The 22,065-nt window shown below is 73.9% G+C and carries 16 protein-coding genes and 1 pseudogene; 9 read left to right on the top strand and 8 right to left on the bottom strand.

Translation table 11 applies throughout. The features are described 5' to 3' along the window. Positions 1-2 precede the first annotated feature (2 nt). Positions 3-752: a TetR/AcrR family transcriptional regulator gene (locus ACZ6KO_RS03830; RefSeq protein WP_469299552.1), complete on the bottom strand. Its 750-nt coding sequence runs from the start codon at positions 750-752 to the stop codon at positions 3-5. Positions 753-917: 165 nt separating this feature from the next. On the opposite strand from ACZ6KO_RS03830, the gene ACZ6KO_RS03825 reads away from it, so the two are divergent. The 3 genes and pseudogenes from ACZ6KO_RS03825 to ACZ6KO_RS03815 all read left to right on the top strand — a co-directional run. After that, a complete protein-coding gene (locus ACZ6KO_RS03825) occupies positions 918-3,152 on the top strand; it encodes an ATP-binding cassette domain-containing protein (RefSeq protein WP_469301524.1) in 2,235 nt (744 codons plus the stop codon). 113 nt (positions 3,153-3,265) lie between these two features. Further along, entirely contained in the window at positions 3,266-3,832 is a 567-nt protein-coding gene (locus tag ACZ6KO_RS03820; RefSeq protein ID WP_469299550.1) for a dihydrofolate reductase family protein, read from the top strand. Between the two features lie 81 nt (positions 3,833-3,913). Beyond that, positions 3,914-5,356 (top strand): annotated as a pseudogene (locus ACZ6KO_RS03815) (HAD-IIIC family phosphatase); the annotation flags it as partial. Between the two features lie 80 nt (positions 5,357-5,436). Here ACZ6KO_RS03815 and ACZ6KO_RS03810 read toward each other — a convergent pair. Then, positions 5,437-6,165 (bottom strand): DUF6434 domain-containing protein, encoded by a 729-nt coding sequence (locus ACZ6KO_RS03810; RefSeq protein ID WP_469299546.1) that lies wholly within the window; start codon positions 6,163-6,165, stop codon positions 5,437-5,439. A gap of 177 nt (positions 6,166-6,342) precedes the next feature. Between ACZ6KO_RS03810 and ACZ6KO_RS03805 the strand changes: the two genes are divergently transcribed. Further along, a complete protein-coding gene (locus ACZ6KO_RS03805; protein ID WP_469301522.1) occupies positions 6,343-7,245 on the top strand; it encodes a glycoside hydrolase family 19 protein in 903 nt (300 codons plus the stop codon). Between the two features lie 72 nt (positions 7,246-7,317). On the opposite strand, the gene ACZ6KO_RS03800 is transcribed toward ACZ6KO_RS03805, so the two are convergent. The 5 genes from ACZ6KO_RS03800 to ACZ6KO_RS03780 all read right to left on the bottom strand — a co-directional run bounded on the left by ACZ6KO_RS03800 (position 7,318) and on the right by ACZ6KO_RS03780 (position 12,919). Further along, a complete protein-coding gene (locus ACZ6KO_RS03800; RefSeq protein ID WP_469299544.1) occupies positions 7,318-8,556 on the bottom strand; it encodes a cytochrome P450 in 1,239 nt (412 codons plus the stop codon). A gap of 25 nt (positions 8,557-8,581) precedes the next feature. Next, positions 8,582-9,973: an NAD(P)/FAD-dependent oxidoreductase gene (locus ACZ6KO_RS03795; RefSeq protein WP_469299541.1), complete on the bottom strand. Its 1,392-nt coding sequence runs from the start codon at positions 9,971-9,973 to the stop codon at positions 8,582-8,584. Beyond that, positions 9,966-10,202 carry a ferredoxin gene (locus tag ACZ6KO_RS03790; RefSeq protein WP_469301519.1) on the bottom strand — a complete coding sequence of 79 codons (237 nt, stop codon included), beginning with the start codon at positions 10,200-10,202 and terminating at the stop codon, positions 9,966-9,968. Before ACZ6KO_RS03790 ends, ACZ6KO_RS03795 begins: the two co-directional genes overlap by 8 nt. Before the next feature lie 116 nt (positions 10,203-10,318). After that, the gene (locus ACZ6KO_RS03785) at positions 10,319-10,951 is read right to left on the bottom strand and encodes a hypothetical protein (protein ID WP_469299539.1); all 633 of its coding nucleotides are present in this window, start codon (positions 10,949-10,951) and stop codon (positions 10,319-10,321) included. A gap of 132 nt (positions 10,952-11,083) precedes the next feature. After that, positions 11,084-12,919 carry a VanW family protein gene (locus tag ACZ6KO_RS03780; RefSeq protein ID WP_469299537.1) on the bottom strand — a complete coding sequence of 612 codons (1,836 nt, stop codon included), beginning with the start codon at positions 12,917-12,919 and terminating at the stop codon, positions 11,084-11,086. Between the two features lie 311 nt (positions 12,920-13,230). On the opposite strand from ACZ6KO_RS03780, the gene yczE reads away from it, so the two are divergent. After that, on the top strand, positions 13,231-13,950 hold the full coding sequence (gene yczE, locus ACZ6KO_RS03775) for a membrane protein YczE (RefSeq protein ID WP_469299535.1): 720 nt from the start codon (positions 13,231-13,233) through the stop codon (positions 13,948-13,950). On the opposite strand, the gene ACZ6KO_RS03770 is transcribed toward yczE, so the two are convergent. Continuing rightward, positions 13,929-15,113: a PP2C family protein-serine/threonine phosphatase gene (locus ACZ6KO_RS03770; RefSeq protein WP_469299532.1), complete on the bottom strand. Its 1,185-nt coding sequence runs from the start codon at positions 15,111-15,113 to the stop codon at positions 13,929-13,931. The two genes, yczE and ACZ6KO_RS03770, sit on opposite strands and share 22 nt — an antisense overlap. A 241-nt stretch (positions 15,114-15,354) precedes the next feature. Between ACZ6KO_RS03770 and ACZ6KO_RS03765 the strand changes: the two genes are divergently transcribed. The 4 genes from ACZ6KO_RS03765 (at position 15,355) to ACZ6KO_RS03750 (ending at position 22,044) form a co-directional block, all read left to right on the top strand. Further along, positions 15,355-16,305 carry a cyclase family protein gene (locus ACZ6KO_RS03765; protein ID WP_469299527.1) on the top strand — a complete coding sequence of 317 codons (951 nt, stop codon included), beginning with the start codon at positions 15,355-15,357 and terminating at the stop codon, positions 16,303-16,305. A gap of 135 nt (positions 16,306-16,440) precedes the next feature. Then, positions 16,441-19,203 carry a SpoIIE family protein phosphatase gene (locus ACZ6KO_RS03760; protein ID WP_469299523.1) on the top strand — a complete coding sequence of 921 codons (2,763 nt, stop codon included), beginning with the start codon at positions 16,441-16,443 and terminating at the stop codon, positions 19,201-19,203. A 118-nt stretch (positions 19,204-19,321) separates the two neighbouring features. Beyond that, positions 19,322-20,968 carry a sugar ABC transporter ATP-binding protein gene (locus tag ACZ6KO_RS03755; protein ID WP_469299521.1) on the top strand — a complete coding sequence of 549 codons (1,647 nt, stop codon included), beginning with the start codon at positions 19,322-19,324 and terminating at the stop codon, positions 20,966-20,968. Next, positions 20,965-22,044, top strand: coding sequence for an ABC transporter permease (locus ACZ6KO_RS03750; protein ID WP_469299519.1), 1,080 nt, complete (start codon positions 20,965-20,967; stop codon positions 22,042-22,044). The genes ACZ6KO_RS03755 and ACZ6KO_RS03750 overlap by 4 nt, the downstream gene beginning before the upstream one ends. Positions 22,045-22,065: the final 21 nt, after the last annotated feature.

Below are 22,065 nucleotides of genomic sequence, written 5' to 3'. Positions count from 1 at the left end.
TCCTACGACCGGTCGGCGGTGCGGGCCAGGCCGTCGAGGATGCAGCGCAGGCCGAAGTCCCAGACGAGCTCCGGGTCGTAGGCGCCGGCCGCGGTGCCGACGCGGGTGGCGAGCGGGTAGCGCGACTCGTCCACGGTCCGCTCCAGGAACGGTGCGCTGGCCGCCCACCACTCGTCGTCGGGCAGCCGGCTGTTGTGCGCGGCGGCGTCGGCGGCGGCCCGCGCCATGGCGTGGACGAAGCCGAGCAGGTGGCTGAGGGCCGCGTCCATCTCCACGTCGAGCAGGCCGATGCCCTCGAACGCCCACAGTTCGTACTCGTACTTGGCGAAGACACCGGGTCCCAGCGGCGGGCGGGTGACGGCCAGGCCGGCGATCCAGGGGTGCGCGCGCAGCAGGTCGCGGTTGTCCTCGGCCACGGCCGTGACCCGGGCCCGCCAGGGGGCGCCGGCGGGCACCGGGCGGTGCGCCATGTCCGCGTACGCCTGGTCCAGCATCAGGTCGAGCAGCTCGGCCTTGCCCGGGACGTACGTGTAGAGGGTCATCGGTGTCACGCCGAGGCGCTGGGCCAGCGCGCGCATGGTGAGCGCGTCCAGGCCCGCTTCGTCGGCGAGCCGGGTGGCGGCCGTGACGACGGCGTCCACGCTGAGCCCCTGCCGGGGTCCGCGGCGGCGCTCCTGGTCCTGGCCGGGCTCGCGCCACAGGAGTTCCAGGGTGCGGACGGGGTCGCCGGCCCCGCTGGTGTCCTTGGCCATGGGCTGCTCTCTTTCCGGCCGGGTGACCGCCCGTCAGCGGCCGCCATTTCTTCGTACAGCGTATAAAGTACAATGTACAGAGAAAGCCCGAGAGCCACCCCCACCGTGAGGAGTTCCGTGCAGACCACCACCCCCGTCCCCGCCCAGGCCGCCGACAGCCACCAGGTGATCCAGGTCCGGGGGGCGCGTGAGAACAACCTCGCGAACGTCTCGCTGGACATACCCAAGCGGCGGCTCACGGTCTTCACCGGAGTCTCCGGGTCCGGCAAGTCCTCCCTGGTGTTCGGCACCATCGCCGCCGAGTCCCAGCGCCTGATCAACGAGACGTACACGGCCTTCGTCCAGTCCTTCATGCCGAGTCCGGGCCGGCCGGACGTGGACGCCCTGCACAACCTCTCCGCCGCGATCGTGGTGGACCAGGAGCGGATGGGCGCCGGCTCCCGCTCCACCGTGGGCACGGCGACCGACGCGTACACGATGCTGCGGATCCTCTTCAGCCGGCTCGGCACCCCGTACGTCGGCACCTCGGGCGCCTTCAGTTTCAACCTGCCCGAGGGCATGTGCCCGCACTGCGAGGGCCTCGGCCAGGTCTCGGACATCGACGTCGACCAGGTGGTGGACCGCGAACTCTCCCTGAACGAGGGCGCGATCACGGCCCCCGGCTTCGGGGTGGACACCTGGTACTGGCAGGTGATGGCCAACTCCGGCTTCTACGACCCCGGCAAGAAGCTGAAGGACTTCACCGAGCAGGAGTGGGCCGACTTCCTGCACAGGCCCGCGGTGAAGGTGAAGGCGGGCACGAGCAACGTCACCTACGAGGGCCTGATCACCAAGATCCGGCGCACCTACCTCGCCAAGGACCGCGAGTCCATGCAGTCCCACATCCGGGCCTTCGTGGACCGGGCCGTGGTGTTCGCCTCCTGCCCCGAGTGCGGGGGCAGCCGTCTGACCCGGGCCGCGCTGTCCTGCCGGATCGACGGGCGGAACATCGCCGAGTGCGCGGCGATGCAGATCAGCGACCTGGCCGCGTTCATCGGCGGGATCGACGACCCGTCCGTCGCCCCGATGCTGGCGGGCCTGCGCGACTTGCTGCACTCGCTGTCGGAGATCGGCCTCGGCTACCTCAGTCTGGACCGGCCTTCCGCCACCCTCTCGGGCGGCGAGGCGCAGCGCGTGAAGATGGTCCGCCACCTCGGCTCCTCGCTCACGGATGTGACGTACGTCTTCGACGAGCCCACCACCGGTCTGCACCCGCACGACATCCAGCGGATGAACGACCTGCTGCTGCGGCTGCGCGACAAGGGCAACACGGTCCTGGTCGTGGAGCACAAGCCGGAGGTCATCGCGATCGCCGACCACGTCGTGGACCTCGGGCCCGGCGCGGGCACGGCGGGCGGGGAGATCTGCTTCAGCGGCAGCGTGGCGGGGCTGCGTGCCTCCGGCACCCTCACCGGGCGCCACCTCGGACACCGGGCGCGGCTGCGGGAGTCGGTGCGCATGCCGCGCGGGCACCTGTCCATCAAGGACGCCGATCTGCACAACCTCCAGAACGTCAGCGTCGAGGTGCCGCTCGGGGTGCTGGCGGTGGTCACGGGCGTGGCGGGTTCGGGCAAGAGCTCGCTGATCCACGGTCACCTCGCGGGCCGCGAGGGCGTGGTGGTGGCCGACCAGTCCCCGATCCGGGGGTCGCGCCGGTCGAACCCGGCGACGTACACGGGGCTGCTGAACCCGATCCGGACGGCGTTCGCCAAGGCCAACGGGGTCAAGGCGGCGCTGTTCAGCGCCAATTCGGAAGGAGCGTGCGCGCGCTGCAACGGGCTGGGCCTGGTCTACACGGATCTGGCGATGATGGCCGGGGTGGCGTCGGTGTGCGAGGAGTGCGAGGGCAGGCGCTTCACGCCGGAGGTGCTGACGTACCGGCTGAACGGCAGGAACATCAGCGAGGTGCTGGACATGCCGGTGGCGGAGGCCCACGCCTTCTTCCCCACCGGGCAGGCGCACCGGATCCTGGGGCGGCTCGCCGACGTCGGGCTGGGCTACCTGCGCCTGGGGCAGCCGCTCAACACGCTGTCGGGGGGTGAGCGGCAGCGGCTCAAGCTCGCCATCCACATGGCGGAGGCGTCCTCGACGTACATCCTGGACGAGCCGACGACCGGACTGCACATGGCGGACGTCGACAAGCTGCTCGCCCTGCTGGACCGGTTGGTGGACCAGGGCAATTCGGTGATCGTCATCGAGCACCACCAGGCGGTGATGGCGCACGCCGACTGGCTGATCGACATCGGTCCGGGCGGCGGCCACGACGGCGGCCGGGTCGTCTTCGAGGGCACCCCGGCGGCACTGGTGGCGCAGGCGGACACGCTGACGGCACGCCACCTGCGGCAGTACGTCGCCTCGTAGCCGACCGGCCGGGACAGCGCCCCGCCGCCGCCGCGCCCCGCCCCGCCCCGTCCGGCCCCGCCCTTGGGCGTGTCCGGGGGGCGGCGGGCCGCACGGGGGTAGGGTCGGGCGCTGTGAGACAGATCGTGCTGATGGCGCAGGTGTCGATCGACGGGTTCATCGAGGCGCCGGGCCGGGACATCTCCTGGCACCGGGTGGACGCGGAGCTGCACGCCCACATGAACGAGGTGACGCGCGACGCGGGGGGCATCCTCAGCGGCCGGGTCACCCACGAACTGATGGCCTCGTACTGGCCGACGGCCGACCAGGACCCCGACGTCAGCCCCGTGGAGGCCGAGTTCGCGGAGATCTGGCGCACCAAGCCCAAGTGGGTGTTCTCCCGGTCCCTGCGGCAGGCCGACTGGAACACCACCGTGCTCGGCGAGGTCGATCCGCGGCAGATCGCCGCCCTGAAGGCGGAGCCCGGCGGGGACCTCGCGCTCAGCGGCGCGAACCTGGCCGCCTCCTTCCTCGCCCAGGACCTGGTGGACGCGTACCGGATCTACGTCCATCCGGTCCGCGTCGGCCGGGGCACGCCGCTCTTCCCGGGCACGCCGGTCACCTCCCCGCTGCCGCTGGAACTCGTCGGGACCCGGACCTTCGGCAACGGCGTGGTGCTCCTGCACCACCGCCGGGCCTGACGTCCGGCGGGACCCACGAAACCGGCGGCGGACGGAGCCGGACTTTTGAACCCCCGCCCCGGAGCGCTCGTACTTCGGGGTATGACCCGTCCGTCACTGACTCTTGCCGCGACCTTCGCCGCCGACCCCCTTCTGCCGCTGCTGCGGGACGCGCTGGAGCACATCGAGGCCCCGCATCGCGTCGAGAGCGCCCCGTACGGTGTGCTCGTCGAGCAACTCGCCTGCCCGGCAAGCCTGTTCGTCCGCAACACCGACGGTGTCAACGTCGGCCTGGTGCGGCTCGCCGACTGGACGGACGGCGGCACCCGCGGCGCGGCGGGCCCCGAGCGGGTCGCCGCCTTCGTCGCGGCGGCCCGGGAGTTCGCCGCCGGCCGCGGCACCCCGACCGCGCTCGTGGTCTGCCCCGACCCGCCCGGCGCGCAGGGGCCGGGCCCCGGCACGCCCGCTCGCCTGCTGGCGCGGCTGCGGGACGTCCCCGGGCTCGCCGTGATCGACGCCGCCGACTGGTTCACGGCGTACGGGTGCTGGAACGTGCACGATCCGCACGGTGCCCGGACCGCCCGCGTCCCCTATACGGACGAGGCGTTCGCCGCGCTGGCGGTGGGCCTGGCCCGGGTCGTCCACTCCACGCTGATCCGCCCCCGCACGGTGATCGCCGTCGACTGCGACTACACGCTGTGGGGCGGCGCGTGCGGGGACGCGGCCCCCGAGGACCTCGATCTCGGCGGCCGCTACCTCGCCGTACGGCACCTGCTGCGGCAGAAGTACGACGAGGGGTTCGTGCTGGCGCTGTGCGGCCGCAACGACGAGGCCAGCGTGGAGCGGGTGTTCGCCGAGCGCGGGCGGGAGATGGTGCTGGAGCGCGAGCACTTCGTCGCCAGCCGGGTCAACTGGAAGCCCACGTCGCAGAACATCGCCTCGCTGGCGGAGGAACTGCGGCTGGGCCCGGACAGCTTCGTCCTGCTCGACGACGACCCGTACGTGTGCGCGGAGGTCGCCGAGACCCTGCCGGGCGTGACGGTGCTGCACGTCGGGCCGGAGACCGATCCGCCGGCCGTCCTGCGGCACGCCTGGGAACTGGACCGGTTCTTCGCCACGCCCGAGGACCGCTCGCGCAACGCCACCCACCGGGCCGACGCGCTGCGCCGGGAGGCGGCCGACCGCGCGGCGGACACCACCCGGCTCAACGAGCGCCTCGGCACCGTGGTGGTCGTCCGCCGCGCCGCGCCCGCGGACCTGCCCCGCATCTCGCAACTGCTGGCCCGCACGAACCAGTTCGCCTCCGGCACGGCCGACGGGGCGGACGTCCCCGCGCTGCTGGCATGGCAGGGCGCCGACGCGTGGGTGGCCACCCTGCGCGACCGGTTCGGCGACTACGGCACGATCGCGACGGCCGTCACCGCGCGGCTGGGCGAGGAGGTCCACGTGGAGTGCTTCGCGATGAGCTGCCGGGCGATGGACCGCGGGGTGGCCGAGTCGCTGTTCGCGGCGATCGCCGACCGCGCCGGTGTGCCGTGCCTGACGGTGCGCTTCCGGGAGACCGGGCGCAACGGCCCGGCGCTCGGCTTCCTCCGCGCCCACGCGCGGCCGGCGGCGGACACCGGTCAGGACGCCGGGCGGGATGCCGGTGACGACCGCGCCGGCGTACGCGACGACGGCGCCGACGACGCCTGCGCCGAGCGGCTGTTCGTCGTCGGCGCCGCGGCCCTGACGGTGCCCCCGGCCGTATCCCTCGGCGAGGGATCGAGGTAGCGCCGCGGCTCCGGCCGGTCGGCGGGTGCGGTCCTGGGCCGCGCGCGGTGTTCGCGCCAGGCGGCCAGCGCCTGGTCGCGGGTGCCGCCGGGTTGATCGGCGTGCCACGCGCGGAGGAACCGGTTGAGTTCGAACTGGGCACCGATGTCCTGGGGTTCGGCGGCCGCGCTGCGCGTGGCGTACCAGTGGGCCACCGCGTCGGACAGGGTGTGGCCGGCCATCTCGGCGACGTACGCGCGCATGAAGGCGTCGAAGTGGAACGCGGGCCCGATCTCGCCGACGAAGTACTCCCGGAGCACCTGGCTGCACCGCTGCCCCTCCGGCAGCACCGTGGCGCCGTCCACGGGCGCGGCCAGCTGGCGGCCGGCACGGCGGGTGCGCGGCGGGGCCGCCGGGAGCGGCCGGCCGTCGAGGGCTGCGGCGAGGCGCTCGGCGAGCGCCGCTTTCCCTCCCCCCGTGGGCACATCCATCCGCCGGGCGAGCGCGATCAGTTCGGCGAGGGTCCAGTACCAGCGGGCCAGTTCGTCACCGGAGAGGGCTGGGGTCGGGTCGGGCCGGGACTCACCGTGATTCGCACGCATGTTCCCATCATAAGCGCGCGGCGGGTGGCGGGCGGACGGCGGCGGGGCCCAGGAGATCCGCGGAATCATTTGGTCTAGACCTTGACAGGTTCAGACCATTCTCGGTTGAGTGGAAGGAGTTGCCGCCCCCACCTCGGCAACTCCCCCCACTCAAGGAGCAGTTACGTGATACGTGCGTTGCGCCGGCGCGCCCTCGCCCTGGCCGCGGCCGCGGCGGCCGCCGTCGGTCTGTTCGTCTTCTTCCCCACCACCTCCTCCGCCGCCGCCCCCTGCGCGGGAGCCTGGTCCTCGTCGGCCGTGTACACGGGCGGGATGACCGCCTCGTACGGCGGACACAACTGGCAGGCCAAGTGGTGGACCCAGGGCGAGACGCCCGGGACCACCGGGCAGTGGGGCGTCTGGGCGGACCAGGGAGGCTGCGGAGGCGGCGGCGAGGACCCGGGCGATCCGGGCGATCCGTCCGGATTCGTGGTCAGCGAAGCCCAGTTCAACCAGATGTTCCCGAACCGGAACCCCTTCTACACGTACAACGGCCTGGTCGCGGCGCTCTCCGCGTACCCCGGCTTCGCCCACACCGGCGACGACACCACCAAGCGCCGCGAGGCGGCCGCGTTCCTCGCGAACGTCTCGCACGAGACCGGCGGGCTGGTGCACATCGTCGAGCAGAACACCGCCAACTACCCGCACTACTGCGACCGCAACCAGCCCTACGGCTGCCCGGCCGGCCAGGCGGCCTACTACGGCCGCGGGCCCATCCAGCTCAGCTGGAACTTCAACTACAAGGCCGCCGGCGACGCCCTCGGCCTCGACCTGCTGGGCAACCCCTACCTCGTGGAGCGGGATCCGGCCGTCGCCATGAAGACGGCCCTGTGGTACTGGAACACCCAGAACGGCCCGGGCACCATGACCGCCCACGCGGCCATGGTCAACGGCGCCGGCTTCGGCGAGACCATCCGCTCGATCAACGGCGCCCTGGAGTGCAACGGCGGCAACCCCGCCCAGGTCCAGAGCCGCATCGCGAACTACCAGCGGTTCACCCAGATGCTCGGCGTCTCGCCGGGCGCCAACCTCTCCTGCTGACCGGCCACCGGCACAGCGGCGCGGGAGGCCGTACCGGAGCGGATCCGGTTCGGCCTCCCGCGGTGCGTTCCCTCAGGGGCGGATGCCGTCGCAGCTGATCGGCAGGTGCCGGGGGCCGCGCAGGACCGCGTTCTGGCGGTACGGCGGCGGGTCCTCCAGCAGCTGCGGGTTCTCCAGCCGCCGGGCCAGCTCGCTCAGCGCCAGCTGCGCCTCCAGCCGGGCCAGCGGGGCGCCGAAGCAGCTGTGGATACCGCTGCCCAGGCCCAGGTGCTGGATGTCCTTGCGGTACGGGTCGAAGCGGTCGGGGTCCTCGAAGCGGTCCGGGTCACGGTTGCCGGAGGCCAGGACCAGCCACATCGACGAGCCCTTGGGGATGGTCACCCCGCGGACCTCGATGTCGACGAGCGGGGTGCGCTGCGGCAGCAGCTGCACCGGCGGCTCGAACCGCAGCAGCTCCTCCACCAGCGGCACCACGAGCCCCGGCGTCTCGCGCAGCTGCTGGAGCACGTCCGGGTTGCGCAGCAGCGTGAGCATCCCGTTCGTGATCAGGTTGACGGTGGTCTCGTGTCCGGCGATCAGCAGCAGGGCGGCCGTACTGAGCAGCTCCATGGTGCTCATCGCCTCGTCCTGGCCGTGCCCGACGGCCAGCTGGGAGAGCATGTCCTCGCCGGGGTTCTTGCGCCGCTCCTCGATCAGCCCGGCCAGGTACATGCCCAGTTCCATCCGGGCGTCGTGGGTCGTGCGCTCCCGCTCCCCGGGGTCGGCGCCCGGATCGGGGTCCAGGCTGGCGGCCAGGGTGTCGGCCCAGACGTGGAAACGCGCCTCGTCCTCGCGGGGCACCCCGAGCAGCCGGCAGATCATGGTGACGGGGAACGGGTAGGCGAACTGGTCGACCAGGTCGATGCGGCCCGGGTCGCCGAGGTCGTCGATGAGACCGGTGACGATGCCCGCCAGGTCCTCGCGCATCCCCTCGATGCGGTGCGGGGAGTGCGGCGGCCCGAAGGGCCGGTTGGTCATCCGGCGCAGCCGGTCGTGCTCGGGGGGATCGAGCTTGAGGAAGCTCGGCGGCAGGGCCGCCGCCCCCTCGTCCCCGCTCTCGGCCAGCGGATCGCCCGCCGTCGCGGCCAGGTTGCGGGAGTCGGAGCTGAGCCGGGGGTCGTGGAGCAGGCTGTGGATGTCGTAGTAGGTGCTGACGACGTACGGGCCGTCCCCGTCGTGGAAGACCGGGGTCTTGCGCAGCTCCGCGTAGAGCGGGTACGGGTTCGCGCGGTTGGCGTAGTCGAGGATGTCGGTCAGGATGCCTTGCTTCATACCGGGTCCTTTGGAGGCACGCGGGTCAGTGCCCGGCGGGGGTGAAGGTCATCCGGCGGTCGGCCGGCGAGTACCCGCTGAGGGTGACGGTCGGCCCGTGCGTGGGCACGGACGGGTCGGGGAAGTCGGCGGGCATCGGCCGCTGCCCCTCGGAACGCCGGTCGACGGTGGGGTACGGCGGCGGGAAGGGCGCCGTGGACTCGATCTGCTGCTGGTAGAACGACAGCCAGCGGGCGTTGTCGAAGGTGACCGCCCCGATGACACGGCCCTGGTAGCCGTAGACGCCGGTGAAGCGCCGCTCGGCGCGCGACCCTTGAGTGATCATGATCTCGGTGCCCATCGAGGGCACGCCGACCGACTTGATGTTCACCCCGAACTGGGAGGACCAGAAGGCCGGGACCCAGATGTGCGGGATCCGGTCGGTGCTCTCGCTGAGCATGTTGTGGGCTGCGGTCTCGGCCTGGCAGACGGCGTTGCCCCAGTGCTCCAGGGACAGGAACTGGTAGCCGAACAACGGGTGCGGGGAGCGGGCGACGTCGCCGGCCACGAAGATGTCGTCGGTGACGATGCCCCGGATGTCGAAGGCGCGGCAGCCGGCGTCGCAGGCGATGCCGCGCGGCCCCGCGCCGAGCCCGGAGCCGGTGAGCCACTCGGTGTTGCGCTGGGCGCCGAGCGAGACGACGACCACGTCGCACTCCAGCATGGTGCCGTCGGAGAAGTGCGCGGCGCGGACGCGTCCGGTGGCGTCGCCCTCCAGGGCGGTGACCATGACGCCGGTCCGCAGGTCGACGCCGTGCTCCCGCTGGAGTTCGGCGGCGACGGCGCCGATGACCCCGCCGAGCGCGCCGACCAGGGGCCCGTCGCCGCGCTCGGCGACGGTGACCTCCAGCCCGCGTTCGCGGCAGGCGGAGGCGATCTCCGAGCCGGTGAACCCGGCGCCGATGACCAGGACCCGGCGGGGTCCGGCGTCCAGCCGGCGGGCCAGGGCCGCGCCGTCGTCGCGGGTGCGCAGCACGAAGACGCCGTCGAGCTCGCCCTCCGCCTGGTTCGGCCAGGGCCGGGCGCGCACCCCGGTGGTGATCAGCAGCCGGTCGTAGGGCACCTCGTCGCCGCCGGCGAGCCGGACGCGGCGGGCCGCCATGTCGAGGCCGGTGGCCGCCGCACCGAGCCGCCAGTCGGCGTCGAGGTCGCGGCGGCGGGGCAGCGCGGTGCGCTCGGCGGTGGTCTTGCCCAGCAGGACCTGCTTGGACAGGGGCGGGCGGTCGTACGGCTCGTAGGGCTCGTCGCCGATCAGGGTGAGGGACCCCTTGAACCCCTTCTCGCGCAGGGTCTCGGCGGCGCGCAGGCCCGCGAGCGAGGCCCCGACGACCACGATGCGGCCCTCGCGCCTGAGCCGTTCCAGGGCTGCGTCAGGCATCGGAGGCCCCCGAGGTGTCCGGGGCCCGGGACGGCAGGTCCAGCTCGTCCACGAGGATGGCCTGCACCGGGCAGGCGGCGGCCGCCTGGGCGACGCGGGCCCGCTGGGCCTCCTCGGCCTGCGGGTCGTAGAGAAGTCCTTCGTCACCGTGCATCGCGAAGACGTCGGGCGCGAGGAAGGCGCACTGCGCGTACCCCTGGCACCGGTTGAGGTCGACGACAAGCCTCAGCAAGACGCGGTCCTTTCGCTCGCCCCCCACACACACTTCTCACCGGCCAGCGTGCGCGGTGCGGGCCCGGACGGCGCGTCCGGGAAGCCGTTGGGGTGACGGCGGCGGCCGGTGCGTCAGCGGGCGCGGCGCCCCGCCCGCAGGACGTACAGGCTGATGACCAGGGCCCAGGCCGGGAAGACCAGCTCGGACCAGGCGAGGGAGGAGCCCACCACCAGCAGGACCAGGCCGACCGCGTAGCCGGCCAGGGCGAGCGGGCGCGGGAAGACGCCGAGCCTGCGCCCGATGGTGGAGGTGGCCAGGACGAAGACGGCCGCCATGCGCATCGCGTACGTCGTCAGCAGCGTGTACGCGAAGTGGCGGCCGAACTGCGAGCTCTGGTCGGCGTCGAGGACGGTCCCGGCGGCCGCGGCGGCACCGAAGAGGCTCGCGACGAAGAGCAGTCCGCTGCCCAGGAAGGCGGTGGCGACGAAGCGGTCCTCGGCGGCCCCGGTGTGCTCGCGCAGGGCGCCCATGAACCACAGGAAGGCGATGCCGGCGAAGGGGACGAGCTCCAGGGCCGTGCTCACCGCCTGCCGGTGGCCCGCGTCGAGCCGCGCCTCGGCGGCGGCCGCCCCGGGGGGCAGGGCCGTCCGCAGCAGCACGATCGCGGCCGCGAGGAGCAGGGCGAAGACGATGCCCGCCAGCCCGGCGGCCCGCGGTGTGCGCAGGATCTGTTCGCGGGAGGTCCCCGGTGCTCGCTCTCTCACCCGTCCAGCAAGCCGGGAACGGGCCCCGCGTGCCAGCGGGACCGCGCGCCCGGGTGACGGCGCGCGGTCCCGGGGGCGGGGGATGCCGGGGCCGGCCGGGGGCACCGGAAAGACGCCGGGGCCGGCCGGAGGTCAGGCGAGGGGCTGGGGCTCCGTCGTACCGGCCGCCCGGACGACCGCCGCGGGCGACTGCTTCGCGGCGGGCCCGGTGCCCGGGGCGGCCGGGGGCTGCGTGCCGGTCGAGCCCTCCGGGGTGCAGGTGACCTCGTCGCGCGGGGTGTAGTGGGTACGGTACGTCTCCCGCTTGACCTCCTTGCCGCCCTGGACGAAGAGCCGGTCGACGGAGACGTCGAAGCCCTCCAGCGGGGTCTGCACCTCGCACGTGGGAGCGGTTCCGGTGCGCTTGGCCGGCGGTACGACGTTGCTGCGCGGGCTCTGGGTGGCGCGGATCTCGTCGTACTTCTTGGTGCCCAGGAGGGTGATGGTCACCGAGGTGTCGGTGGACTGGGCCTGCACGTAGAGCGCGCTGTCCAGGTCGTTCTTCCAGCGCAGGTCGAGGGTGCCCCAGGCGACGGTGGCCTCGCGGCCCTCCGGGTAGCGCTCGATGTAGAAGGAGTGCGCGCCGTGCTCGACCTGCTTGACGCCGGCGAAGAACGCGGCGTTGTACATGGTCGTGGCGACGGCCGACACGCCGCCGCCGGGCGACTTCGTGTACTGGCCGTCATTGATCATGATGCCGTCGACGAAACCGTTCTCCTTGGTCCGCTCGCCGACCGTCTTGTTGAAGCTCCACGTCTCGCCCGGCCGCACCAGGGAGCCGTTGATCAGCTCCACGGCCCGCGCGATGTTGGTGGTGCGGTAGGGGGCGGCCGGGAAGTTCACGGTGAAGGAGGAGACCTTCTCCTTGATGCCCAGGCGGGCGGCCTCCGCGGCCGTGATGCTCGGCGGGACGGTCGTGACGGCGAGCTCCCCGGTACGGGCGGCGGCGCCGGTCCGGGTCAGCAGCGGCAGCACGGCGTCGCCCAGCGCCTTCTCGGTGACCTTCGCCCCGCTGAGCCCGTCCTCGGCGACGACGGCGCGGCCGGCGGCGTCGACGCGGAACGTGGCGTCCCGCGGCCCCTGGGTGAGCGCGTCGATCTGCCGGGCGACGGCGGGGTCGGCCAGCAGGCCCTTGGCGTCCAGCTTCGGCACGAGCCGGCCCTGTCCGTCGGCCTTGACCGTCAGGTGGTCGCCGAGGACGGCCGGGGATATGGAGATCGGCCGGCCGTTGAGGGTGAGGGTGACGGGGCCGGACATGGCGGGCTCGGCGAACTCCTTCAGGGCCCGCTCGGTCTCGCGCGCGTCCACGGCCGGGGCCTTGTGGACCACGGGCAGGGCGACCGGACCGGACTGGGGGCCGAGGTAGGCGGCGCGGACGGTGCTCGCCGTCGCCTCCGGGCGCACGGTGACACCGGTGACGGCGTCGGTGACGCGGGGGCGGCCGTCCTCGAAGGTGATGGCGCCGTCGCGGGCCTCGCGGCCGGCGGCGGCGATCCGGTCGACCTCGGCCGCGCTGGTGGGGCCGTCGGTGCGGACCACCGGCTGGACCTCGCGCTCCGTGTCCCCGGCGAACAGTCGCCCGATCACGGTGAAGGGGTCGGCTCCGTGCGGCGCGGCGCGGTCGACGGTGGCCCCGGTGTCCAGGGAGAGGCCGAACGCGGCGGGAACGGCCTTCTCGGTGCGGTCGCCGATGCGCAGCTCGATGGGGGCGGTGGCGGCGGGGCCGAGCTCGCGGTCGAGGGTGACCCTGGCCTGCGTACGGCTCATGCCGCCGATGTCGACGCCGCGCACGCTCGTACCGTCGGCGACGGTGTCGCCGGTCACGATCAGCCCGGTGACGTAGAGGCCTCCGAAGCCGAGTACGGCGGCCCCGCCCACCAGGGGCAGGGCGATCCGCCAGCTGTAGGTCCGGCGGTGTTCGCGTCGCATGTCTCTCCCGGTGGTGCTGGTACGTCAGTGCGATGCCTGGCATCCACCCGAGAACCCGCAAAGGAGGCCAGAACGGACACCATGATTCACCAATTCGGACTAAATGGGCCAAAAATGTGCCGGTTCTCACGGCCTGCCCGCCGGGCTCGCGACCGGCGGACGCCGACCGGCCACGACCCGGGGCACAGCAGGCCGGAAGAAGGGCCACTTACCCCGGATTGGCCCTGTCGAGGCGCCTCGACCATGCCACACCGTGATCCCTGTCGGTCTTTGGCTCCCAGAAAGGCTCCGCCGTGTCCGCCGTGTCCGCCGTGTCCGCCAGCCCTCCCCGCCCCGCACGCCGTCTCCCCCGGCGGCTGCTCCAGCTCTATGCCGGACTCGCCCTCTACGGTGCGAGCTCGGCGTTCCTCGTCCGCGCGGGCCTGGGGCTGGACCCGTGGGACGTCTTCCACCAGGGCCTCGCCGAGCGGACGGGCTGGAGCATCGGCACGGTCTCGGTGGCCGTCGGCGCCCTGGTCCTGCTGCTGTGGATCCCGCTGCGGCAGCGGCCGGGCCTGGGCACCGTGTCGAACGTGTTCGCCGTCGGCCTGTCCATGGACGCCACCCTCGCGGTGCTGCCGGACGTGCACGGCGCCGTGCCGCAGGCGGCCCTGCTGACGGCGGGCATCGTCCTCAACGGTGCCGCCACCGGCCTCTACATCGCCGCCCGCTTCGGCCCCGGGCCGCGCGACGGCCTCATGACCGGCCTGCACCGCCGTACCAGGCGTTCGCTGCGGCTGGTCCGCACCGGCATCGAGCTGACCGTCCTCGCGGCCGGCTTCCTCCTCGGCGGCACCGTCGGCATCGGCACCCTCGCCTACGCGCTGGCCATCGGCCCGCTGTCCCAGCTGTTCCTGCGGGTCTTCGCCGTGCCCGGGCCGACGGCCGTGGCGTCTCCCGCAGCCGCCGCGGACGCCGCAGACGCCGCGGACGCCGAGCGCGACGCTCCCGTGCCCGACCGGCTCGCCGCCTACTGCGGCCGCACCGTCTGACCGCCCGGCCCGGCTCCCGCGGCGTCCGCCCCGTCGACCCGGTCGAAGAGGATCATCGCGGCGTCGTCCGCGAGGCGGGCCTCGGTGTGCCGGAGCAGGTCCTGGTGGAGGCGGTCCAGGAAGTCCTGCGGGCCGCGTTCGGGCCGCGGCTCCAGCTGCGTCATCGCCTCGGGCAGCGCGAAGAAGGCCCGGCCCCTGTCGCGCGCCTCGATGACGCCGTCCGTGTGCAGCAGCAGGCGGTCGCCGGGCACGAAGGAGTAGCTCTCCGTGCGGCCGCGCGGACCGGTGATGAACTCCTCCAGGCCGAGCGGCGGCAGCGGGGAGGCGGGCATCAGGGCCTCCACCCTGCCGTCGCTCCACCGCAGCGGCGGCGGATGGCCGCGGTTGACCACCTCGACGACGGGGGCGTCCGGCACCTGGGCGACCAGGACGGTGACGAACCCCTCCACCAGCGCCTCCGGGTCGATCACGCCCGGTACGGCGGCGTCCCGGCGCAGCGCCGCCTCGCAGCGGTTGACGACGTCGACCAGATCGTCCTCGTAGTGCACGGCCTCCCGGAACGCGCCGAGCACGGCGGCGGCCGCCCGGACGGCCGGCAGACCCTTGCCGCGGACGTCACCGACGATCACCCGGACCCCGTACCGCGTCTGGACGGCCTCGTACAGATCACCGCCGATCTGGGCCCCCGTCTCGGCGGCCAGGTACATGCCGGCCACCCGTACCGGGCCCAGCCGGGCCGGTACGGGCCGCAGGACCGCCTCCTGGGCCGCCACGGCGATCCGGCGGACCTGACCGAGTTCGCTCTCCCGCCGGGTGCGGGCGGCACTGCTCGTCGCGACGCTGGCCAGCGACACCAGGGTCAGCGCCAGGAAGTTGGTGTACACCTGGTCGCTGCCCCACGCCCGGTTGTACGTCGCGGTGGCCACGCTCACGGCCACCGCCAGGACCACTGCCGCGAGCGTGCCCCGGGGGCCCATGGTCACCGCGGCCAGCGCCGGCGTCGCGATCAGGAGCGGGCCGGTGTAGAGGAAGTGGGCGGGGGTGAACTCGACGGTCAGCACCGCGAGCGCGATCGCGAAGGGCACGCACTCCGCGAGGACGAAGAGGACCTGGTGATGACCGCCGGCTCCCGGTCGACGAGTCCGGCGGGGGAACACCCGCATGCTCCCAGCCTGCCCTGTCGGCGCTGCTCACCGCCACCTTTCGCCCGGATGGGGCCCCGCCCCTTTCGCCCGGACGGAGCCCCGCGCACCGGCTGGGCGTGGCGAGCGGGGCCGGCGGGCGGGAGGCTTGCGTACGGGTACCGGAACCCCGGGCCCCGGAACCCCGTCCTCCCGAGCTTTGGCCCCGATCCTCCGAGCCCCGAGACCTGGAGCGCCGACCCCGGATGAGCAGCAGCCCCGGATGAGCAGCAGCCCCGCGCCCCCTCCCGCCGCCGGGGAGCCCCCGGTCCCCCGCGCGGAGTTCGACGCCCTCTTCGCGGCGGTCCGTACCTGGGGCCGCTGGACCCCTGCCGACCGGGGCGCCTGGAACCGGGTCTCCGCCGGCCACGTCTGCCGGGCCGCGGCCCTGGTCCGCTCCGGAACCGTGGTGCGGCTGGGGCTGCCCTGGGACACCCGGCCGGGGCCGGACAACGTCAGGCCCGCCCTGCACCTCATGTCCGACCTCGGTGACGTGGAGCCGCCGGAACCGGCCACGTACAAGGACTTCATCGGCGTCGACTACCACGGCAAGGGCGTCAGCCACCTGGACGCGCTGTCGCACGTCGCGTACGAGGGGCGCCTCTACGACGGCCGTCCGGCGCGGGAGGCCGTCGGCGCCGGGGGCGCGCGCTTCGGGTCGGTGGCCGCGCTCGGGCCGCTGGTCACCAAGGGCGTGCTGCTCGACCTGCCGGCCGCCCTCGGCGTCGACTGGCTGGAGCCCGGACGGGCGGTGCACTCGGGGGACGTCGTCGCGGCGGAGCGCGCGCTGGCGGTGACGGTCGACGAGGGCTGCGCGGTGCTGCTGCGCTCGGGCCGGTTCCGCCGCCGCCGGGAGCTCGGCCCCTGGGACTCGGGGGCGGCGAGCGCGGGCTTCCACGTGGACGCCGTACCGCTGCTGGCCGAGCGCGGCGTCGCGCTGATCGGCGCGGACGGGGACAGCGACCTGCGGCCCTCGCCGGTCGAGGGCGTCCACTCCCCCGTCCACGCGCTGGCGGTGGCGGCCATGGGGGTGCCGCTGCTGGACAACCTGGAGCTGGAGGCCCTCTCCGCCGCGTGCGCCGCCGCGGGCCGGTACGAGTTCATGATCGTCGTGGCCCCGCTGAACGTACCGGGCGGGACGGGCTCGCCCGTCGATCCCGTCGCGGTGCTCTGACCGCCTCCCGCGTCCCGCGCTGCGGTCCGGCCGGGAAAGCGATTCCGGCAAAGCGGGAGGAATATACTCGAAAAGCACTTACTCGATGCAAGCGCTCCGTGCGGCAAAGGGCCTCGGTGAGGAGAAGCGATGCGTATGGGGGTCACGGGAGACGAGATCGGTCCCGCACGCTCCCGTGAGCGGTTCCTGCTGGGCGAACCGGTCGCGGACGGGGTACGCGGCCCCATCCTGGACTCCTGGCTGCGCTGCCAGTCGCTGGGCCTCTCCCCGGACCAGACCGAACTTCCCTACCGGGACGACTTCGACCCGGACAGCCGGCTCGTCCACGCGGCCGGGCCCGTGCTCGACCGGCTGGCGGCCCGGTTCTCGGGCAGCCAGATGAACGTCTGCCTCGCCGACGGCAACGGAACGGTGCTCCAGCGCCGTTTCGGCGAGCCGTCCCTGGAGCACAGCCTCCCGCCCATCCAGAGCGTCCCCGGCTTCGTCTTCGCCGAACGTTTCGCGGGCACCAACGGGATCGGGCTCGCACTGGCCGAACGGCGCCTGGTCCAGGTCTACGGGGCCGAGCACTTCGCCCAGCGCTCCCAGGCGAACGCCTGCTCCGCGACCCCGATCCGCGACCAGCTGAGCGGACACGTCGTCGGTGTCCTGTGCCTCGGCTATCCGCACAGTTACGAGGACCCGGAACTGCCCGCCGTGGTGCGCCGGGCCGCCGAGAGCATCGAGCGGCGGCTGATGGAGCAGCGTTCGGCGCGCGAGCGCGCCCTGCTGCGGACGTACCTGGAGGCCGGCCACCTCACCCGGGCCGGCGGCGACGCCGTGAACGGGCACCTGCTCGCCCTGGACGAGCTCGGCGACAGCGGGCTCGACCGCGGCGACCAGATGATCCTCAAGGAGAAGGCCACCGAACTGCTGTGCTCGACGCAGCGGGCCGCCGTCGAGGTGTCCCTGCCGCACGGGCGCGGCGTCACGCTCGTGAGCAGCCCGCTCGTGAGCCGTTCCGGGGTGGCGGGGGTCGTCGTCGAGGCCGTGCTCACGGGCGAGGACCCGCCCGTACACCACCTCGCCGTCCCGCCGCACGGCGCACCCCGCGCCGGACCCCCCGCGGGAGCCCCCACCGCGGGCCCCGCCGACAGCGAGCCGGCCGGCCCCGGCGCCCCCGGCCGCGGGGTCAGGGGACTGGTGCTGGTCGGCGAGCCGGAGGTCGGCAAGTACGCCGTCGCGGCGCGGCGCCGGCTGGAGCTGCTGGCCGAGGCGAGCACCCGCATCGGAACCACCCTGGACGTGACCCGTACCGCCCAGGAGCTCGCCGAGGTGGCCGTACCGCGGCTGGCCGACTACGTCACCGTCGACGTGCCCGAGTCCGTCCTGCGCGGCGAGGAGTCGGCCGACCCGCACACCGAGCTGCACCGGGCGGTGGTCCACGGCATACGCGACGACTGTCCCTTCTACCCCGCCGGCCGGCGCGTGGACCTGCTCCCCGGCACCCCTCATATGCGCTGCCTGGACAGCGGCCGGGCGGTCCTGGAGGCCGATCTGCGCCACGCCGTCGGCTGGATCGACCAGGAGCCCGAGCACGCCCGCCACGCCCGCCGGATCCTCGCCCACGACGTGCACTCCCTCGTCTGCGTCCCGCTGCTCGCCCGGGGCGTACTGCTCGGCGTCGCCAGCTTCTACCGCTCGCAGGACCCCGCCCCGTTCGGCGACGACGACTGCTGGCTGGCCCAGGAACTCGCGGCCCGCGCCGCCCTCTGCATCGACAACGCCCGCCGCTACACCCGCGAACACACCCTGGCCCTGACCCTCCAGCGCAGCCTGCTCCCGCACGGCCTGCCCGAGCAGGGCGCCGTCGAGGTCGCGCACCGCTACCTGCCCGCCGAATCCGGCGTGGGCGGCGACTGGTTCGACGTCATCCCCCTCTCCGGCACCCGCGTCGCCCTCCTCGTCGGCGACGTCGTCGGCCACGGCCTGCACGCCGCCGCCACCATGGGCCGGCTGCGCACCGCCGCACGCAACTTCGCCGAACTGGAACTCGCCCCGGACGAGCTCCTCACCCACCTGGACAACCTCCTGGTGCGCCTGGACCGCGAGGAGGGCGGCGAGAACGCCGCCGGCAGCAGCGGGATCGTCGGCGCCACCTGCCTGTACGCCGTCTACGACCCCACGTCGCAGCTGTGCACCATGGCCCGCGCGGGCCATCCCCCGCCGGCCCTGGTCCACCCCGACGGCGGGGTGACGTTCCCCGACCTGCCCGCCGGACCGCCGCTGGGCCTGGGCGGGCTGCCCTTCGAGACGGCCGAGATCCAGCTCCCCCCGGGCAGCACGCTGGTCCTCTACACCGACGGGCTGATCGAGGACCGCGAGCGCGACCTCGACGTCGCGGTCGACCAGCTGAGCCGGGCCCTGGCCCACCCGGACCGCCCGCCGGAGGACACCTGCCAGGCCGTCATCGACGCCGTGGCGCCCGACCACCCCGCGGACGACGTCGCGCTGCTCGTCGCCCGTACGCTCGCCCTGCCCGCGGACCGGATCGCCACCTGGGACGTGCCCGCCGATCCCTCCCTCGTCTCCGGCATCCGCGCCGCGGCCACCGGCCAGCTGGCCGACTGGGGGCTGGACGAGCTGGCGTTCGCCGCCGAGCTGATGCTCAGCGAGCTGGTCACCAACGCCGTCCGCTACGGCGGCGAGCCCATCCAGGTGCGCCTGATCCACGACCGCAACCTGATCTGCGAGGTCTCCGACGGCAGCAGCACCGCCCCGCACCTGCGGCGGGCGGCCAGCACCGAGGAAGGCGGACGCGGACTGTTCCTCGTCGCGCAGCTCGCGCACGCCTGGGGCACCCGCTACACCCCCCACGGCAAGGTCATCTGGGCCGAATGCGCCGTGGACGCGGCCTGACCACGTACATATCCGTCATGTCCTGGTATCGACCAGTAGCATCACGGATGTCTCCTCTGTTCCCTCACTGTTCCCCTCGCTCCAGGAAGAACCTCCCCAGGCGGCCCCGGAGAAGTCCGTGCATGACACTCCCGTCACCCCGACGAGTCCGCTCCCGCGCCCCGGCGGGGCACCCCTCGTCCGGATCCGCGGCCTCGGCAAGCGGTTCGGCGGCACCGTCGCCCTGGACGGGGTCGGCCTCGACGTGTACGGCGGCAGCGTCCTCGCCCTGCTGGGCCCCAACGGCGCCGGGAAGTCCACGCTCATCAAGATCCTCGCCGGGGTCCACCACGCCGACGCGGGCGAGGTGACCGTGGCCGGGCACCCGCTCGGCTCGGACGCGGCCCGCCGCGCCATGTCCTTCATCCACCAGGACCTGGGGCTGGTCGAGTGGATGACGGTCGCCGAGAACATCGCCCTGGGCACCGGATACCCCCGCCGCGGCGGACTGATCTCCTGGCGGCGCACCCGCGAGCGCTGCGCCGGGGCGCTGGGGATCGTCGCCGGGCACCTCGACCCCGACGCGCCGGTCGCCGGCCTCGCCCCCGCCGAACGCTCCCTGGTCGCCATCGCGCGCGCCCTGGCCCGCGAGGCCCGGCTGTTCGTCCTCGACGAGCCGACCGCCACCCTCCCGGCCGCGGACTGCGCCCGCCTCTTCGGCGTCCTGCACACCCTGCGCGACCACGGGCACGGCATCCTCTACGTCAGCCACCGGCTCGACGAGGTGTACGAGGTGGCCGACACCTTCGCCGTGCTGCGCGACGGACGGCTCGTCAGCCACGGTCCCCTCGCCCCGTACGGTCCGGACCGGCTGGTCCGCGACATCGTGGGCCACGAACCGGTCGGCCGGCCCCCCGCCACCACCCCCACCGCTCCCGCCCCGCGCGCCCGCCCGCCCGTCCTGAGCCTGGACGGCGTGACGACCGCGCGCACCGGACCCGTCAGCCTGCACCTGCGCGCGGGCGAGATCCTCGCCCTGGTGGGCCTGACCGGCGCCGGCCACGGGCACCTGGGCCGGGCCCTGGCCGGAGCGCTGCCGCTGCTGGGCGGGCGGGCGCTGCTCGACGGGCGGCCGTACCGGCCGCGGGACGTCGCCGCCGCGGTCGCCCGCGGCGTCGGCCTGGTGGCGGGCAACCGTCAGGAGGAGGGCTGCGCCGCGGACCTGACGGTACGGGAGAACTTCCTGGCCGACCCCCGGGCCACCGGTGGGCCGGGACGCCACTGGCTCGGGCCGCGGCGCGAGCGTGCCGAGGCCGCCGCCCTGATCGAGCGGTTCTCGGTGTTCCCCCGCGACAGCGAGGTGCCGATCGCCACCCTGTCCGGCGGCAACCAGCAGAAGGTCATGGTCGGCCGTATGCTCCGGGGAAATCTGCGCCTGCTGATCCTGGAGGACCCGACGGCGGGCGTGGACGTCGGCGCCAAGGCCTCGGTCCACCGGCTGCTCGACGAGGCGGTGGCCGCGGGCCTGGCGGTCCTGCTCATCTCCACCGACGCCGAGGAGGTGGCCGGCCTCTGCCACCGCGCGCTGGTGTTCGGGCGCGGGAGCGTGGTGGCCGAGCTGACGGGCGGAGCGCTGACCGTCACCGAACTGACCCGTACGGCCTCGGCGCTGCCCGCGTTCACCGGGAACACCACGGCCACCGGACCGCCCGGACCCGCCGGACCGCCCGGGGACCCCGGCACACCCGGACCCTCCGGACCCGCCGGACCCCCGGAGAGGCCGTGACGCCGCCCTCCTCGCGCCGCTCCCGGCCGGGCCACCCGCACGGGCACGGCCACGGCCACGGCCACTTCCTGGGCCGGTTCGGTCTGCTGGCCCTCACCGTCCTGCTGTTCCTGGGCTTCTCCCTCGCCCTGCCCGGCACCTTCCCCACCCGGGACAACGTCTCCTCGATCCTGTCCAACCAGTCGATCCCCGCCGTCCTCGCCCTCGGCGCGACGATCTGCGTCGCGTGCGGCAAGTTCGACCTGTCGATCGGCTACGGGCTGGGCCTGGCGCACGTCATGGTGCTGCACCTCATCGTCGAGGAGGGCTGGCCCTGGCCGGCGGCCTGCCTCGTGGTGATCCTCGGGGGGACCCTGGCCGGCGCCGTGAACGGGGTCATCGTCGAGTTCGCCCTGATCGACTCCTTCATCGCCACGCTCGGCACCGGCAGCATGATGTACGCCGTCACGGGCTGGATCACCGACGGCGGCCGGATCGTCCCCGGCCCCGAGGGGCTGCCGGCCGCCTTCACCGGCCTCTACGACACCCGGGTCCTCGGCCTGCCGCTCCCCGCCTACTACGTCCTGGCCCTGGTCGTCGTCCTCTGGGTGGTGCTGGAGCGGCTGCCGTTCGGCCGGTACCTGTACGTCATCGGCTCCAACCCCCGCGCCGCCGCGATCATCGGCATCCCCACGCACCGGATGTGCGTGTACGCGTTCGCGGCGTCGGGCACGGTGGTCGGGTTCGCCGGGGTGCTGCTCGCCGCCCAGCAGCAGATCGGCAACCCCAGCGTCGGCCTGGACTACCTGCTGCCCGCGTTCGTCGGCGCCCTGCTCGGCGCCACCGCGATCAAGCCGGGACGCGCCAACGCCCTGGGCACCCTGGTGGCCGTGACCGTGCTCGCCGTCGGGCTCGCCGGGATCGGCCAGCTCGGCGCCGACTTCTGGGCGACCCCGCTGTTCAACGGCTGCACCCTGCTCGTCGCGGTCGGGCTGGCCGGCTACTCCGCCCGCCGCCGGCTGCGCCCCGACGCCGCCCCCCAGGTCCCCGGTTCCCCGTCCCAGACCCCGGCCCCGGCCCCCGGCCCCCGGTCCTGAGGACCCACCAGCATCAGGAGC

This window comes from Streptomyces sp. NPDC042102, assembly GCF_055582305.1.
This window is presented reverse-complemented; position numbering and strand designations above follow the sequence as displayed.

Coding starts and splice junctions, on each gene's coding strand:
- ACZ6KO_RS03810 (WP_469299546.1), bottom strand. CDS start 6,165: ATGCGTGCGAATCACGGTGAGTCCCGGCCCGACCCGACCCCAGCCCTC.
- ACZ6KO_RS03800 (WP_469299544.1), bottom strand. CDS start 8,556: ATGAAGCAAGGCATCCTGACCGACATCCTCGACTACGCCAACCGCGCG.
- ACZ6KO_RS03765 (WP_469299527.1), top strand. CDS start 15,355: ATGAGCAGCAGCCCCGCGCCCCCTCCCGCCGCCGGGGAGCCCCCGGTC.
- ACZ6KO_RS03770 (WP_469299532.1), bottom strand. CDS start 15,113: ATGCGGGTGTTCCCCCGCCGGACTCGTCGACCGGGAGCCGGCGGTCAT.
- ACZ6KO_RS03780 (WP_469299537.1), bottom strand. CDS start 12,919: ATGCGACGCGAACACCGCCGGACCTACAGCTGGCGGATCGCCCTGCCC.
- ACZ6KO_RS03795 (WP_469299541.1), bottom strand. CDS start 9,973: ATGCCTGACGCAGCCCTGGAACGGCTCAGGCGCGAGGGCCGCATCGTG.
- ACZ6KO_RS03760 (WP_469299523.1), top strand. CDS start 16,441: ATGGGGGTCACGGGAGACGAGATCGGTCCCGCACGCTCCCGTGAGCGG.
- ACZ6KO_RS03830 (WP_469299552.1), bottom strand. CDS start 752: ATGGCCAAGGACACCAGCGGGGCCGGCGACCCCGTCCGCACCCTGGAA.